Genomic DNA, 12637 nt, shown 5'->3' with positions numbered 1-12637 from the left:
CCCGTTGTCACGCTGACGGTAAAATCCCGCGGGCCGATAGTTCGCCGCGATGACGAGAACTCACTCGGCCGGAACGATGCGATGGAGGCCGCCGCCGTCGTCTCCGCTTGCGAGGACGTACACTTCGCCGTCTTCGTCTCGACCGAACGAGTAGACGCGCCCGACTTTCCCGGCGTCGTCGCCCGCGATTTCCACGACGCGGGTCGGCCAAAGTCCGTCGCTGGGGTCGCTCTGGGTGGTATCGCTTGCGCTCTCGGGACGACTCGCGGCGAACAACCGCCCGCGGGCCGCCAAGTCGGCGAAGAGGTAGGTCCCCGCGAGGCCGGGGAGCGCCGACCCGCGGTAGACGTACCCGCCGATGACCGAGACGCCGGTGACGCCGTCGCCAGAGTGAGGATACTCGATGACGGGGTCCACGAGCGGTTCGCCGCCGCGCACGTCGTCGGGCGTCCGGTCCGGGCAGTCGTCGGCCGCGTAGCAGTGTGCGCCCTCCCTGACGTTCCAGCCGTAGTTTCCGCCCTTCTCGACCAGACTTACCTCCTCGTAGGCGCTCTGGCCCACGTCGGCGACCAGCAGGTTGCCCCGGTCGAACGACAGCCGCCACGGGTTCCGGAACCCCCACGCGAAGTGTTCGGGGAGTCCCTCGTCGTCCGCGAACTCGCCGCCCTCCGCGAAGGGGTTGTCCTCGGGGATAGCGTAGTTTCGCCCCTCGGACTCGCCGTCCACGTCGATGCGGAGGACGCTTCCCAGCAGGTTCTCGGTCACGTCTTGGCCGTTCCCGCCGCCGACCGCGTCGTACCAGTCGGCGACGTGGCCGGTGCCCTGGTCGCCGCCGGACCCGCCGTCGCCGACGCCGACGTAGAGGTAGCCGTCCGGTCCGAAGACGACCGACCCCGCGTTGTGGTTGCCCTGCGGTTCCGGAATTTCGAGCATCGTCTCCTCGGAGTCGCGCTCGGCCCGCCTGCCGTCGTCGGTGGCCTCGAACTCCGCGAGGACGAAGGTGTGACTGTAGCCCGAGGGGGTTCCCGGTCGCGGCGGGGCGCTGTAGCGCACGAACACCCGGCGGTTCTCGGCGAAGTTCGGGTGGAGTGCGATGCCGAGCAGTCCGGTCTCGCTCCCGGTGACGACGCTGTCCCGCAGGTCGAGAAACGGCTCCTCGCGGAGACCCTCGGGTCCGTGGACGAAGACCCGACCGCGCTGGTCGGCGACGTAACGCCGGTCGGCGTCGGGCGCGAACGCAACGTCCAGCGGAATCTCGAACCCGGTCGCCAGCGTCTCCAAACCGACCGAGTTCGGGAGCGAGTCGCCTCCCGCTCCGGTTTCGGTCGCGGTATCGGCTCCTGTGCCGTCGGTCGCCCCGGTTGTCGTGACCCGTCCGGGCGACTCCTCGTTCCCCTGCGAACAGCCAGCGAGTCCGGCCGCCGCACTCGCCGCCGCGACGGCGAGAAAGCGCCTGCGAGTCGAATCGCGGTCCATGAGCGTCGTCTAGGGTCCGACACGGAAATAGCTGGGCGCGCTCGGCGACTCGAAAGACCGCGGTGCGAAGCTCTCGAAGATATAATACAATTGTTTCTCGCGATGCGCGCGCAACGCGCCGAGGTCTATCCCTACGAAACGAACCACAGAAATCCCTACGAAACGAACCACAGAACTCCGAGGAGGACGAGCGCTCCACCCGAGACGTATCTGAAGAACCACAACTGACCGACGCCGGGCGTCGGGTCCTCGGCCCCGGCGTTGTGCATCGCTGCGAACGGTTCGGGGGAGCGAGCGACCAGCAGTCCGAAACCGAGCACGAGAACTGCGAGCGGTTGCACTAGCTGGTTCTCCGCAGTCGCCCGGCAAAACAATTGCCACCTTCGAGCCGATTTGAATCCGGCCGCTTTTCCCCCGGCCGTCCCTCGCTTCGGACATGTCGGCCGACCTCCGACTGCGGCGGTACGAACCCGGCGACGGCGAGCGCGTGCTGACCTTGGAACGGGTGGCGCTCGAATCGGTGGACGCCCGCCCCGACGACGAGGGGTGGACCGACGATTTGCGCGCCGTCGAGGAGACGTACCTCGACGCTGGCGGGGAGTTCCTCGTCGGCGAGTGCGAGGGAAAAATCGTCGCCATGGGCGGCCTGAAGCGCGTGGACGACTCGACCGCCGAAATCACCCGGATGCGGGTGGCCCCCGACTACCATCGGCGGGGGTTCGGCGAGGCCGTCCTGACCGAACTCGAAGCGGCCGCCGAGCGACTCGGCTACGAGGCGCTGACGCTCGAAACGACCGCGCGCCAGCAGGCCGCCCAGTCGCTGTACGAAAAGCACGGCTACGAACAGACCGGCCAGCGAGAACACGGCCGGTTCGAGGTGCTGGCCTACCGGAAGTCGCTCTAGCTATTCGAGTTCGGTTCTACTCCAGCTCGATTTTCCGCACGAATTCGAGGTTCTTCAACTCGTTCAGCAGGTCGCCGGGCACGTCGCCGTCGGTGATGAGATAGAGTCGCGGGTCGTCGGTGAACTCCGGGTCCTCGCTGATGGTCTGGCGAATCGAGATGCCCTCCTCGGCGAGGAGTCCCGTCACGGTCGCCACGATGCCGGGTTCGTCGGCGTCGGTCACTTCGACGGTCAGCACCGAGAGGTCCAGCACCGGCGCGAGGTCCATCAGACTCGGAATCGAGGAGATATTCTGGAAGATGCGCCGCAACTCCTCGTCTTCGAGGATGGCGTCGGTGGTCGAGTCCACGACCCGGCGGTCCACGTCGATTTCGCGGGCGATTTGGGTGTTCGGGATTTCGATACCGCCGGAGACGACCCGGCCGTCGTCGTTGACCGAGAAGCCGCGTTCGAGGAGGAGGCGGATTACTGCCTGTTGGGAGGGGCTTCCCTCGAACTTCTGCATAATCTCGTCGAACATTCGTTGGGTTGGAATGGGGTGGCTGGGGGCTTAGTGGTGTTGTTGTAGAACTGTCTATCTAACTCTAAAAAGCACCATTCGCCCATCGGAAGTACTTCTAATGGATGATTTAAGTATCTCCACCTATACAAATTCAGATGTAGCGCGAAAGGGCTTGCCTCGTCTCTTACCCACAGACAGGCTTTCCTCGACCGCTACACGATGAGACCCATCTCTATCGGCCTGATGGGTGGTGTAAAAATGGCAGGAAAGCATCAGCCGAGCGACCGAGACGATTCCCAGTCGTTAGTTCGTGACGTAGAGCAGTCAGTGCTGACGAAGTTGAGAATCCGTCGAGAGATGTGGGAAATACGGCGAATTCAATTTCGAATTCTCCTGCTCCTTGGAATGCTGTTGACTACGTTGTTGACAGCAATGTCTCTCGTCCGGTAGCAAACAGAGGCGAAGAATCCGACTTACGTCGGGCCGCCTCGTCTCTTACCCATTTACTACATTCTTGTAGTAATCACTTAGCCTTTGCGAATAGCGAAGTAATTAGCAAAATTGTGCTGGTTCATAATTTGTTTATTTTTCCTCTGCTACTAACTTCAGTAGCAGAGTAGAGATAGCGGCTCGCTTATTCAAGAGTATAAATTGATGATGTACTACTTGATGTCTCTACAAACTCCTCTCAGACCGCAACCGCGGGCCACATCCTCCCCCAACCGATTGCGGTCCTCGGCCACGGGCCTGCGGTCCTCATCCCTCGCGCGACGATGGCGCGGCATGAAGCCGCGCCAGCGCGCGCCGTCCGCTAGATAACCAACAATTAAAAACACAGCTTAAAGACCTGTATACTAGTTCTAAAGAAATAATAACAATTCTATCCCGGCGAAACCAACGTTCAAATACGAAGACGAAGGAACCCGCCACGAGGCACCGACGAGTGGACCGAGACACCTCCAGAGACGACCAGCGAGACGAATCAGAGTGGAATCGCAACCAGTTCTCGGCGTGGGACTCCGAGGAGGGCGCGCTTCGCGCCGCCCGGAGCGAGGCCCGCGAGTCGCTGACAGAGACCATCGACTCCATTCGACGCATCGACCAGTCCGCGATGCGGACGCTCCGAATCGACTTGGTGATTCTCGGCCTCTCGGTGACTGCCGCTTCGTCGTTCCAGTTCCCGACGAAATTCCTGAACGGACTCACTATCCTCGGTTTCGTCGGTGTGATGCTCTCTGCCGTCGTCGCAGTCGTGGCGACGTCCGGGTCGGAGCGGCCGACAGGTGTGAGCGAAGCATACCTGAGCGAATTTCAGCAAGCGTCGTGGACCGAACGCGAGTGGAACGAATGGATGCTACAAGAGTACAGTCGGTGGCTCGCCGAAGCGAACCAAATCGCAGACGGTGACGCGCGAGCACTGCTCTACGCGCAACTCTGTCTTGGAGTCGGACTGATAGCACTCGTTTCCGGAGTCACTTTGGGAGTAACTGGCCTCTTGGATTCCGTCGTTTGACCTGAGAGTTTGGGCGTCCGACGGCCGAGACGTACGTTTAAGTGACAAGACGAACAGAGACTTCGTATGGGAAAATCGCCGAAAACTGGTCGAGAGGTGGAACCACAGCGCGTCCACGGTCCGTCTAAAATCTGTACCCGCATCGTCCGGTGGTTCGGTAAGCGCTACGACGACTGATTCGCCTTCGATTCTTCCCACGACCTACAACTGCCCCTTCGTACTCGCCACGTCCCCACGTCGCTCGTCAATCCGAGTAGCATCGTCCAGCGACCGAGCCACGGACTTGAACATCGCCTCGATTTCGTGGTGGGCGTTCTCGCCGGAAACGCCGATGTGGAGCGTCAACCCGGCGTTCATCGCCAGCGAGCGCATGAAGTGCTTGGCCATGTGGCTGGTCATCTCGCCGACGGCGGCCTGCGAGAACTCGCCGTCGAACTCGAATAGGGGTCGGCCGCTCACGTCTACGACGACCTCGGCGACGGCCTCGTCCAGCGGCACTTTTCGGTCCGCGAATCGCTCGATGCCGCGCTTGTCGCCGAGCGCCTCCGCGAAGGCCTCGCCGAGCGTGATGGCAACGTCCTCGACGGTGTGGTGGTCGTCGATTTCGAGGTCCCCGTCGCACCGGACCGTCAGGTCGAACAGGCCGTGCTTGGCGAAGCTTTCGAGCATGTGGTCGAAGAATCCCACGCCCGTCTCGACGGTGGCGTCGCCGTCGCCGTCCACGTCGAGCGTGACCTCGATGTCGGTTTCGGCGGTCTCTCGGGTCACCGCGGCGGTTCGGTCGCTCATACCCGACAGTTCGTCCGGAGGCACAAGGCCGTTGTCCTCCCGGCGAGTGGTGTTGTCGCGTTTCGGAGCGATTAGATGACGAGCGTCTGACAAAGTTATTTACCCTTCTCGTTGTCAGTTTGGTCGAGACAATGCGAAAAATCGACGTGCTGAGTCTGCTCAGCCTGCTCGTGGGAGGACTGTTGTCGCTCGGCGACGGGTTGGTCGTGGGTGTGCCGCTGTTGGTCGCCAGCGCCTACCTGCTGGCGCGACCGAAAATAGAGCCGACTCAGAATCGGGTGACGGCCGCCGTGGCCGCGCTGACGAGCTAAATCGACTTCGCCTCTTCGAGCGTGAACTCGCCCTCGTAGAGCGCGGTCCCGACGACGACCGCCGCGGCCCCGGCCTCGCGGAGCGCCCGGACGTCGTCCAGCGTGGCGACCCCGCCCGAGGCGACGACCGGGATTTCGACGGCCTCGACCACCTCACGGACGCGGTCGGTCTGGACGCCAGCGAGTTGCCCCTCCACGTCCACGTCGGTGAACAGAATCGCGCCAGCGCCCAGTTCCTCGTAGCGCGCCGCGGCCTCGGCGGGGTCGAGGCCCGTTCCCTCGGTCCACCCGGAGACGACGACCTCGCCATCCTTCGCGTCGAGGCTGACGACCACCGAGCCGGGGTACTCCGCCGAAATCTCCTCGACGATTTCCGGGTTCTCGACCGCCGCAGTACCCAAAATCACGCGGTCCACGCCGCGTCCGAGGAGGTCCGTGGCGTCCTCGACGGTCCGAATCCCGCCGCCCAACTGCACGCCGATGTCCTCGCCGACGGCGTCGAGGACGGCATCGACTGCGGTGGCGTTCTCGCGTTGGCCCTCGAACGCGCCGTCCAAGTCCACGAGGTGGAGGGTTTCCGCGCCCTGATCGACCCACTGCTCGGCGGCCTCGACGGGGTCGCCGTAGGTTTTCTCGGTGCCGCGCTCGCCAGCGACGAGTTGGACGACCTCGCCGTCCTGCATGTCCACCGCGGGGACGACCTCGAATTCGGGAAAGTGCGTCATTGGGGTGTGGTAGGTGAGAGGTGGCCTAAATCCCTCGGGTCCGTCGTGGTCGAGTTATCGATTGCGGTAGTTTTCGATTTCGAGGTCGTCCACTTTCTCGAAGTCGCCGTCGGCCGTGACGAGTGGTACGTCGAGAGACCGGGCAGTTCCCGCAATATAGGTGTCACTTGCGTTTATTTTCTGTCCGCGTGAACTGAGTGTGGCACGGATTGCGGCCGTTTCGACTGCGGCCTCGTCGGTGAAGGGAACTGCACGTACCCACCCGTATTTCGACTTTACTTCTTCGCGGCTCAAGTCAGTCGTTCGAAACAGTCCGGTGTAGACCTCCGAAAGGACGACTGTCGGTGCCCCGAAGACGGTATCATCGTTCTGGTCGAGGTAGTCTGCGGCGGCTTGCTCCCCTTGCGCGTAGCCGATGAGAACCGAAGCGTCCAACAGTTTCATTCGTCGCTGTCCTCGCCGAGGGCATCGAGAATTTCGCGCTGGCGTTCAGCCACGTCGGTGTCGAATCGTTCACGCTCGGCCTCGACGGCCTCGGCAAACTCTTCTCCCGCTTCTTTGCCGAGAAATCCGAAGTTCGTTTCCCAGTCGTCTTCCGCTTCTTCGAGAAGACGCTGGATGGTTTCCGAAAAGCTCTCGTCGCCCTGCTTGTGGGCTTTGAGGTGTTCGTACACCTCCTCTCTGATGCCGATATTCTTCGTAGCCATTTGTGTTTGTGTTTGTGTTTGCGTACCCAATAAGCGTTGCTCTCATTTCTTCCCGCGCTACCTGCGCCTTCCGGTCGTTTCAAGCCCCCCGCACCCGAATCCCCGGCCATGACGCTGGTCGCGTTCGACTTCGACGGCACGCTCTCAGACTCGGAAATGACGGTCCTCCTCGGCGAGCGGATGGGAGTCGCCGACGAGATGGCCGACATCACCGAGCGAGCGATGAACGACGAGATTAGCTACGCCAAGAGCCTCCGAGACCGGGCCGCCCTGCTGGAAGGCCTCTCGGACGAGAAGGCCGCGGACGCCTTCGACGAGGTCTACCTCCGGCCCGACGCCGCGACGGTCATCCGCGAACTCAACGAGGCGGGCGTGACCACCGCCATCCTGACCGGCGGGTTCGAGCGCGGGGTCGAAGTCGCGCTGGAGCGAGAGGGCGTCTCGGTGGACACCATCGTCGCCAACCGCCTGCCGGTCGAGGACGACGAACTGACCGGCGAGGTCGAGGGGCCGCTCATCGAGGGCACGAAGGACGACGCCCTCCAGCGCCTCGCTGGCGAGCGCGAAATCGACATGCGCGACACCATCGCGGTCGGCGACGGCGCGAACGACCTCCCGATGCTGGAGGTCGCTGGCCTCTCGGTCGGCTTCATCCCCAAGACGGCGGTCCGGCCCGCCTGCGACATCGTCGTCGCCACGATGGAGCGCCTCCGAGACGTGTTCGACGAGGAGGGCCTGCTGGACTGAGAGACCGACGAACGGCGATTTCGGGTCCGCGATAGCAGGCCGACCACCCGACAGGATGCGCTCGGTGACGCTAATCCACCGTGGATGCGCTCGACTGACCAGCCGCCGTGGGTGGATGAAGGGGCCGCCCTGTCGCGGGCGGAGACCCGCGACAGGGCGGGGCTTCAAGAAGGAAACACCACTACGATTCTGCAGTCTGAACCTCTGGTCACGCTTCTCGCCCAAAACGCTACATTTCGGCCCCGTGATAGCACGCATCCATCTATCTTTATCACCTAAGCGAGCCTATGTATAGTCGGTGAAATAGAATGGCTCGATACGACCCTTTCGAGGAGATGGACCGCATGTTTGAACAACTCCGAACCCGCGTATGGACCCCTGAGGGGTCGCTGAGCGGTGGTCGAGGAGTGCTCGCTCGTGAGGGCGAGGACGTGAGCATGGACCTGACCAAGCACGATGAGGAGTACGTCTTCGTCGCCGACCTGCCGGGATTCGAGCGCGAGGACATCGACCTCCGGTTCTCGGACGGCATGCTGACTCTCGTCGCCGAGAGCGAAACCAGCGACGAGCGGACCGTGGGCGAGGCGGCCCGCGGCGAGAAAATCGGCCGCGGCGAGGAGACTCGCCCCGAGGGCGAGGAAATCGCCATCCGGAGCCAGTTCGCTCGCTCGCGCCGCGTCGCCGAGCGCGTGACGATTCCGGAGTCCATCGTCGAGGACGAAATCGCGGCCTCCTACCGCAACGGCGTGCTGGAAGTCCACCTGCCGCTCGCGGAACCCGCGGCTGACGACGAGTCGAGAATCGACATCATCGACTGAGATTTCCTTTTAGGATAGTCATTAGACGTGACTAGAGGTGTCTTTAGGAATTGTTTATAATTACTAAACAATTGTGTTTGTTTCTCTTGTGTTCGCTTCTTAGTGGCTACTGGTGTCCGAACCGACGAAACTGCACAGCACCGCAATCGCGTTCCGTGATCTGTGACAGTTCGTGTGGTCGACCGCTCGCAGTCGCTCCACTCGACCCCGCCTTCTGAACTCGTTTTCCGAGTTCCGGCAACCGATTCACTCCGACGTAACCGATTCACTCCGACGTTCATCTCCGAGCGTCCGGACACGTATCCTTTTCCCGCTCGCGTCCGACGGTTCGCCCATGACCAGCATCGCCGTCGTGGGCGCTGGCGTGGCCGGACTCGCCACCGCCTACGCGCTCCGCGAGGCCGACGCCGACGTGACGGTCTACGAGCGCCGCGATAGAGTCGGGGGCCGGGCCGCGACCGGCCGCCGAAATGAGTGCGCCTTCGACATCGGCGCGAACTACGTCAAGGAGAGCGAGGAGGACGCCCGCGTCAGTAATCTCCTCACGGGCGAACTCTCCGAGGGACTGGTGGACACCGAGGGGCCGGTCTGGACCTTCGACGCTCAGGGCGAAATCTCGGAGGGCCGAGGAGACGACGGCCCGAAGTGGACCTACCGCGAGGGGCTGGCGACGCTCGGCGACCGACTCGCCGAGGCCAGCGGTGCCGAGGTCCGGACCGCCACCGAGGTCGAGACCGTCGCCCGCGAGGACGACGAGTGGTGGCTCCGCGTCCGGGGCGGCGAAGCGACCGCCGACGCGCTCGTCCTGACCCCGCCCGCGCCGACGACTGCGTACCTCCTCGACCGGGCCGACTGGGACGACCCGCTCTGTGACGACCTCGTGGAGGCGGCGGCCAACGTGCCCTATCGCACCCTGCTGTCGGTCGCGCTCCACTACCCCGAGCGACCCGACCTGCCCTACTACGCGCTGGTCAACGCCGACAAGGAACACGACCTCGGGTGGGTCTCCCGCGAGGAGTGCAAGCCCGGCCACATTCCCGAGGGCGAGAGCCTGCTGGTCGTCCAACCCTCGCCCGAGTGGTCCCGACAGCACTACGACGAACCGGACGACCAAATCGCCATGGCCGTCGCCGACCGCACCGCGGAACTGCTCGATAATCCCGACCGCTACCAGTTCGACTGGGTCGAGGTCGTGCGCTGGCGCGACGCGCTCCCCGACACCGGAGCGGACGCCGACACCCTCGACCGCGCCGCGGACTCGGACCTCTTCTTCGCTGGCGACTGGGTGGCGGGCGAGGGCCGGATTCACGCCGCGCTCCGGAGCGGCCTCGACGCCGGAGAGCGAATCCGCGAAACCCTCTAACTCGACTCAATCCCGCCGGAGCAACGCCACCGACGTTCCGGAGACCAGCAACACCGCTGCGACGTGGCCGACCACCGCCGCGACCAGCAGCGTCCGCCCCCAGATGAACGGCACCAGCAGGAGCTGAACCACCGCGAACCCGATGGTCAACAGGTCGATGCGGAGCAGGCGACCCCGCGCCTCGGCGTCGAACCGGTCGCCGAACCGGACCGTCCGCCAGAGGCCCGTCAGGCTGGCCCACCACCCCGTGCCGATGCGGTAGCAGAGGTCCCACAGCACCAGCAGCGCGAGGTAGACCGCGGGCGCTGGCGGCGGCTCGCCCAGCAGCAGCGAGTACAGGGGAACCTGCCCGCTCCGGGCGTCCATCGAGAACAGGTACGTCAGGAGCGCGACGAACGCCAGCACGCCCAGCACGACCTCGATGCTGGACGAGAAGAGCAACCGCCGGTAGGACTGAGGGGTCTCCAACCGCCGAATCTCCTCGCCGAGCGCGAGCATCAGGTAGCTCCCGGCGGCGGCGACCACCACCGCGGCGGTCCCGGCGGGTACCGCGCTCCAGAGGTCGTAGACCGCCGCGAAGGCCAGAATCAGCCCCTCGAACAGGAGGAACTGAATCCCGACCGCGACCGGTTGAGACAGCGAGAGGCCCGGAATCGCGCCGACGATGCTCTCGTAGACCCACGTCTCGCCGTACCGGGTCGCGGAGTCACTCATTCTGCTCCGACAGCGCCCGCTCGACGGCCTCGTCGAAGGGCGTCAACTCCACGTCCACGAGCGTCCGGATGGCGTCGTCGTCCGCGACGACCGGGTTCTTCAGCCCCGAGATGAGGGGGTGAGCGATGGACTTGGGCACGTCGGTCACCAAATCGACCCAGTAGGCCGAGAGGTTCGGCGTCAGCACCGGCACCGAGACGATAGTCGGCTCCTCGCCCATCACCCGACCGGTCCGGCGCATCATCTCGGCGTAGGTCAGCACCTCGGGACCGCCGATTTCGTAGGTCTGGCCCGCCGTCTCGGGCGCGTCGAGGACGCCGACCAGATACGCCACCACGTCCGAGATGGCGATTGGCTGACACTCGTTGTGGACCCACTTGGGCGCAACCATCACGGGGAGTTTCTCGACCAACTCGCGTATCATCTGGAAACTCGCGCTCCCGTCGCCGACGACGATGGCCGCCCGGAGCGTCGTCAACTCGAAGGTGGCCTCCTCGGCCAGAATCGTCTCGACCTCCCGCCGGGACTTGAGATGCTCCGATAGCACGTCGCCCGTCTCGCCCAGTCCGCCGAGGTAGACCACTCGCTTCAGGTCCGAGCCGCTGGCGGCGTCCACGAAGTTCCGGGCCGCGAGTCGGTCGCGCTCGGCGAAGTCCCCGCCGGTCTGCATCGAGTGGACGAGGTAGTACGCCGCGTCGATATCTTCGAAAATCTCCTCCAGACTCTCGCGCTCCAACAGGTCGGCCTCGACTACTTCGACCCCTTCCGGAGCGTCGTACCCGTCTCTGTCACGAACCAACGCGACGACCTCGTGGCCCTCCGCCAGTAAAGCCGGGACGAGGTTCCCGCCGACGAACCCCGTCGCTCCCGTCACCAGCACGCGCATTTTCTCCGTCTTCGGGCCGAGCGACCATAAACCTCGCCGACCGGAAAACTCCGCAAAAAGTTCTGTGGCCCGCTCGCTGCGGCCTGCTACGTCTCCTCGCCCGGCGGCGGGCGCTCGCCCAACTCGACTTGGACCTGCATTCGCTGGCCGTCGCGCAGAATCGTCATCGTCACGGTGTCGCCCGGCCTCGTCTGGGTGAGATAGCTCGAGAGGTCCTCGCCCGTGAGTATCCGCTTGCCGTCGATTGCCAGAATCACGTCGCCGCCAGCCGGTACGTCGAGGCCCCGAACCTCCTCGGTCTCCGGACTCCCCCGTAGAACGCCGTCGGCGGGCGACCCCGGAAGCACCTGTCGAACCAGCACGCCTCGGGTCACGTCGAGGTCGTTCGCCTCTGCGATAATCGGCGACACGTCGATGCTCGAAATACCGAGGAAGGAACTGGCGTACGACCCGTTCTCGATGAGCGACGGGACGACGCGCTCGACGCGACTCGCAGGGACCGCGAACCCGGTGTTCTCGCTCCCCGAGAGCGTCGCGGTGTTGACCCCCAGCACGTTGCCCTCGCAGTCCACCAGCGGCCCGCCGCTGTTACCCGGATTGATGGCCGCGGTCGTCTGGATGGTGTTCGGAATCGTGAACTGCGGGCCTCGCGGTCCACCCGCGGGGAGCGACCGGTTCGTCCCGCTGACGATGCCGTCGGTGATGGTGGCTTGGAGGCCGAGCGGGCTCCCCAGCGCGCCGACCGGTTGGCCGGGTTGCGGTTGCTGGGCCTGCAGTTCGAGCGGGTCGGCGTAGTCCGGCGTGTCGTCGACTTCCAGCACCGCGAGGTCGCTGTAGACGTCCGTTCCGATGACCTCGGCCGTCCGCCACTCGCCCTGGTTGAACTGGACCTCGACCGTCGAGGCGTTGGCGACGACGTGCTGGTTCGTGACGATGCGGCCCTCGTCGTCGTAGACGAACCCCGACCCGAGGCCTTGCCCGCCTTGGGCGAGAACTTGGACCGTGACGACCGACCTGATTGCCCGGTCGTACAGCGATTGGTAGTTACACGAGGCCTGTCGTGTCGCGTCTGTCCGTTCCGTTTCCCCGACGTGTTCGCCTGCACCTATCGCCCCCACCGGTCCCATTCCGAGGAGTGCAACGACTAGCACCCCTACGAGCAGAGTCTCCCTGCGCATCGAC

The 12637-nt window shown here is 64.4% G+C and carries 16 protein-coding genes; 6 read left to right on the top strand and 10 right to left on the bottom strand.

What is annotated here, in order from left to right; genetic code table 11:
• Nucleotides 1-60: 60 nt before the first annotated feature.
• Complete coding sequence (locus EPL01_RS08620; RefSeq protein WP_135824855.1) at nt 61-1476, bottom strand: PQQ-dependent sugar dehydrogenase; 1416 nt, start codon at nt 1474-1476, stop codon at nt 61-63.
• A gap of 155 nt (nt 1477-1631) precedes the next feature.
• Nucleotides 1632-1817: a hypothetical protein gene (locus EPL01_RS08615; protein ID WP_135824854.1), complete on the bottom strand. Its 186-nt coding sequence runs from the start codon at nt 1815-1817 to the stop codon at nt 1632-1634.
• Between the two features lie 95 nt (nt 1818-1912).
• Here EPL01_RS08615 and EPL01_RS08610 point away from each other — a divergent pair, with 95 nt between their 5' ends.
• Nucleotides 1913-2380 (top strand): GNAT family N-acetyltransferase, encoded by a 468-nt coding sequence (locus EPL01_RS08610; RefSeq protein ID WP_135824853.1) that lies wholly within the window; start codon nt 1913-1915, stop codon nt 2378-2380.
• Between the two features lie 16 nt (nt 2381-2396).
• Here EPL01_RS08610 and EPL01_RS08605 read toward each other — a convergent pair whose 3' ends face one another.
• Nucleotides 2397-2900: a TrpY family transcription regulator gene (locus EPL01_RS08605; RefSeq protein ID WP_135824852.1), complete on the bottom strand. Its 504-nt coding sequence runs from the start codon at nt 2898-2900 to the stop codon at nt 2397-2399.
• A 925-nt stretch (nt 2901-3825) separates the two neighbouring features.
• Between EPL01_RS08605 and EPL01_RS08600 the strand changes: the two genes are divergently transcribed.
• Nucleotides 3826-4395, top strand: coding sequence for a hypothetical protein (locus EPL01_RS08600; protein WP_135824851.1), 570 nt, complete (start codon nt 3826-3828; stop codon nt 4393-4395).
• A 201-nt stretch (nt 4396-4596) separates the two neighbouring features.
• On the opposite strand, the gene hisB is transcribed toward EPL01_RS08600, so the two are convergent.
• Nucleotides 4597-5184, bottom strand: coding sequence for an imidazoleglycerol-phosphate dehydratase HisB (hisB, locus tag EPL01_RS08595; protein WP_135824850.1), 588 nt, complete (start codon nt 5182-5184; stop codon nt 4597-4599).
• A gap of 131 nt (nt 5185-5315) precedes the next feature.
• Here hisB and EPL01_RS08590 point away from each other — a divergent pair, with 131 nt between their 5' ends.
• Nucleotides 5316-5495: a hypothetical protein gene (locus EPL01_RS08590; RefSeq protein ID WP_135824849.1), complete on the top strand. Its 180-nt coding sequence runs from the start codon at nt 5316-5318 to the stop codon at nt 5493-5495.
• Here EPL01_RS08590 and hisA read toward each other — a convergent pair.
• The 3 genes from hisA to EPL01_RS08575 are packed head-to-tail and all read right to left on the bottom strand — an operon-like array spanning nt 5492 to nt 6927.
• On the bottom strand, nt 5492-6220 hold the full coding sequence (gene hisA, locus EPL01_RS08585; RefSeq protein ID WP_135824848.1) for a 1-(5-phosphoribosyl)-5-[(5-phosphoribosylamino)methylideneamino]imidazole-4-carboxamide isomerase: 729 nt from the start codon (nt 6218-6220) through the stop codon (nt 5492-5494). The genes EPL01_RS08590 and hisA overlap by 4 nt on opposite strands.
• A 54-nt stretch (nt 6221-6274) precedes the next feature.
• The gene (locus tag EPL01_RS08580; protein ID WP_135824847.1) at nt 6275-6664 is read right to left on the bottom strand and encodes a PIN domain-containing protein; all 390 of its coding nucleotides are present in this window, start codon (nt 6662-6664) and stop codon (nt 6275-6277) included.
• Entirely contained in the window at nt 6661-6927 is a 267-nt protein-coding gene (locus EPL01_RS08575; protein WP_135824846.1) for an antitoxin VapB family protein, read from the bottom strand. The genes EPL01_RS08580 and EPL01_RS08575 overlap by 4 nt, the downstream gene beginning before the upstream one ends.
• A gap of 108 nt (nt 6928-7035) precedes the next feature.
• Here EPL01_RS08575 and serB point away from each other — a divergent pair, with 108 nt between their 5' ends.
• The 3 genes from serB (at nt 7036) to EPL01_RS08560 (ending at nt 9855) form a co-directional block, all read left to right on the top strand.
• Nucleotides 7036-7674 carry a phosphoserine phosphatase SerB gene (gene serB / locus EPL01_RS08570; RefSeq protein WP_135824845.1) on the top strand — a complete coding sequence of 213 codons (639 nt, stop codon included), beginning with the start codon at nt 7036-7038 and terminating at the stop codon, nt 7672-7674.
• Nucleotides 7675-8018: 344 nt separating this feature from the next.
• Nucleotides 8019-8492 (top strand): Hsp20/alpha crystallin family protein, encoded by a 474-nt coding sequence (locus EPL01_RS08565; protein ID WP_246045653.1) that lies wholly within the window; start codon nt 8019-8021, stop codon nt 8490-8492.
• A 334-nt stretch (nt 8493-8826) separates the two neighbouring features.
• Nucleotides 8827-9855: an NAD(P)/FAD-dependent oxidoreductase gene (locus tag EPL01_RS08560; protein WP_135824843.1), complete on the top strand. Its 1029-nt coding sequence runs from the start codon at nt 8827-8829 to the stop codon at nt 9853-9855.
• Nucleotides 9856-9861: 6 nt separating this feature from the next.
• Here EPL01_RS08560 and EPL01_RS08555 read toward each other — a convergent pair whose 3' ends face one another.
• From EPL01_RS08555 to EPL01_RS08545, 3 genes are all read right to left on the bottom strand, one after another.
• Nucleotides 9862-10569: a DUF7530 family protein gene (locus EPL01_RS08555; RefSeq protein WP_135824842.1), complete on the bottom strand. Its 708-nt coding sequence runs from the start codon at nt 10567-10569 to the stop codon at nt 9862-9864.
• Nucleotides 10562-11455 carry an NAD(P)H-binding protein gene (locus EPL01_RS08550; protein WP_135824841.1) on the bottom strand — a complete coding sequence of 298 codons (894 nt, stop codon included), beginning with the start codon at nt 11453-11455 and terminating at the stop codon, nt 10562-10564. Before EPL01_RS08550 ends, EPL01_RS08555 begins: the two co-directional genes overlap by 8 nt.
• An 86-nt stretch (nt 11456-11541) precedes the next feature.
• Nucleotides 11542-12633 carry a S1C family serine protease gene (locus tag EPL01_RS08545; protein ID WP_210424106.1) on the bottom strand — a complete coding sequence of 364 codons (1092 nt, stop codon included), beginning with the start codon at nt 12631-12633 and terminating at the stop codon, nt 11542-11544.
• Nucleotides 12634-12637 lie beyond the last annotated feature (4 nt).

Source organism: Halorussus ruber (assembly GCF_004765785.1).
Lineage (GTDB): Archaea > Halobacteriota > Halobacteria > Halobacteriales > Haladaptataceae > Halorussus > Halorussus ruber.
The sequence above is the reverse complement of the archived record's forward strand: the minus strand, read 5'-3'. Positions and strand labels throughout refer to the sequence as shown.

Excerpts from the sequence above, each read along its gene's own strand:
- EPL01_RS08620 (WP_135824855.1), bottom strand. The coding sequence starts at position 1,476 with ATGGACCGCGATTCGACTCGCAGGCGCTTTCTCGCCGTCGCGGCGGCG.
- EPL01_RS08610 (WP_135824853.1), top strand. The coding sequence starts at position 1,913 with ATGTCGGCCGACCTCCGACTGCGGCGGTACGAACCCGGCGACGGCGAG.
- EPL01_RS08605 (WP_135824852.1), bottom strand. The coding sequence starts at position 2,900 with ATGTTCGACGAGATTATGCAGAAGTTCGAGGGAAGCCCCTCCCAACAG.
- hisB (WP_135824850.1), bottom strand. The coding sequence starts at position 5,184 with ATGAGCGACCGAACCGCCGCGGTGACCCGAGAGACCGCCGAAACCGAC.
- EPL01_RS08590 (WP_135824849.1), top strand. The coding sequence starts at position 5,316 with ATGCGAAAAATCGACGTGCTGAGTCTGCTCAGCCTGCTCGTGGGAGGA.
- hisA (WP_135824848.1), bottom strand. The coding sequence starts at position 6,220 with ATGACGCACTTTCCCGAATTCGAGGTCGTCCCCGCGGTGGACATGCAG.
- EPL01_RS08580 (WP_135824847.1), bottom strand. The coding sequence starts at position 6,664 with ATGAAACTGTTGGACGCTTCGGTTCTCATCGGCTACGCGCAAGGGGAG.
- EPL01_RS08575 (WP_135824846.1), bottom strand. The coding sequence starts at position 6,927 with ATGGCTACGAAGAATATCGGCATCAGAGAGGAGGTGTACGAACACCTC.
- serB (WP_135824845.1), top strand. The coding sequence starts at position 7,036 with ATGACGCTGGTCGCGTTCGACTTCGACGGCACGCTCTCAGACTCGGAA.
- EPL01_RS08565 (WP_246045653.1), top strand. The coding sequence starts at position 8,019 with ATGTTTGAACAACTCCGAACCCGCGTATGGACCCCTGAGGGGTCGCTG.
- EPL01_RS08560 (WP_135824843.1), top strand. The coding sequence starts at position 8,827 with ATGACCAGCATCGCCGTCGTGGGCGCTGGCGTGGCCGGACTCGCCACC.
- EPL01_RS08555 (WP_135824842.1), bottom strand. The coding sequence starts at position 10,569 with ATGAGTGACTCCGCGACCCGGTACGGCGAGACGTGGGTCTACGAGAGC.
- EPL01_RS08550 (WP_135824841.1), bottom strand. The coding sequence starts at position 11,455 with ATGCGCGTGCTGGTGACGGGAGCGACGGGGTTCGTCGGCGGGAACCTC.
- EPL01_RS08545 (WP_210424106.1), bottom strand. The coding sequence starts at position 12,633 with ATGCGCAGGGAGACTCTGCTCGTAGGGGTGCTAGTCGTTGCACTCCTC.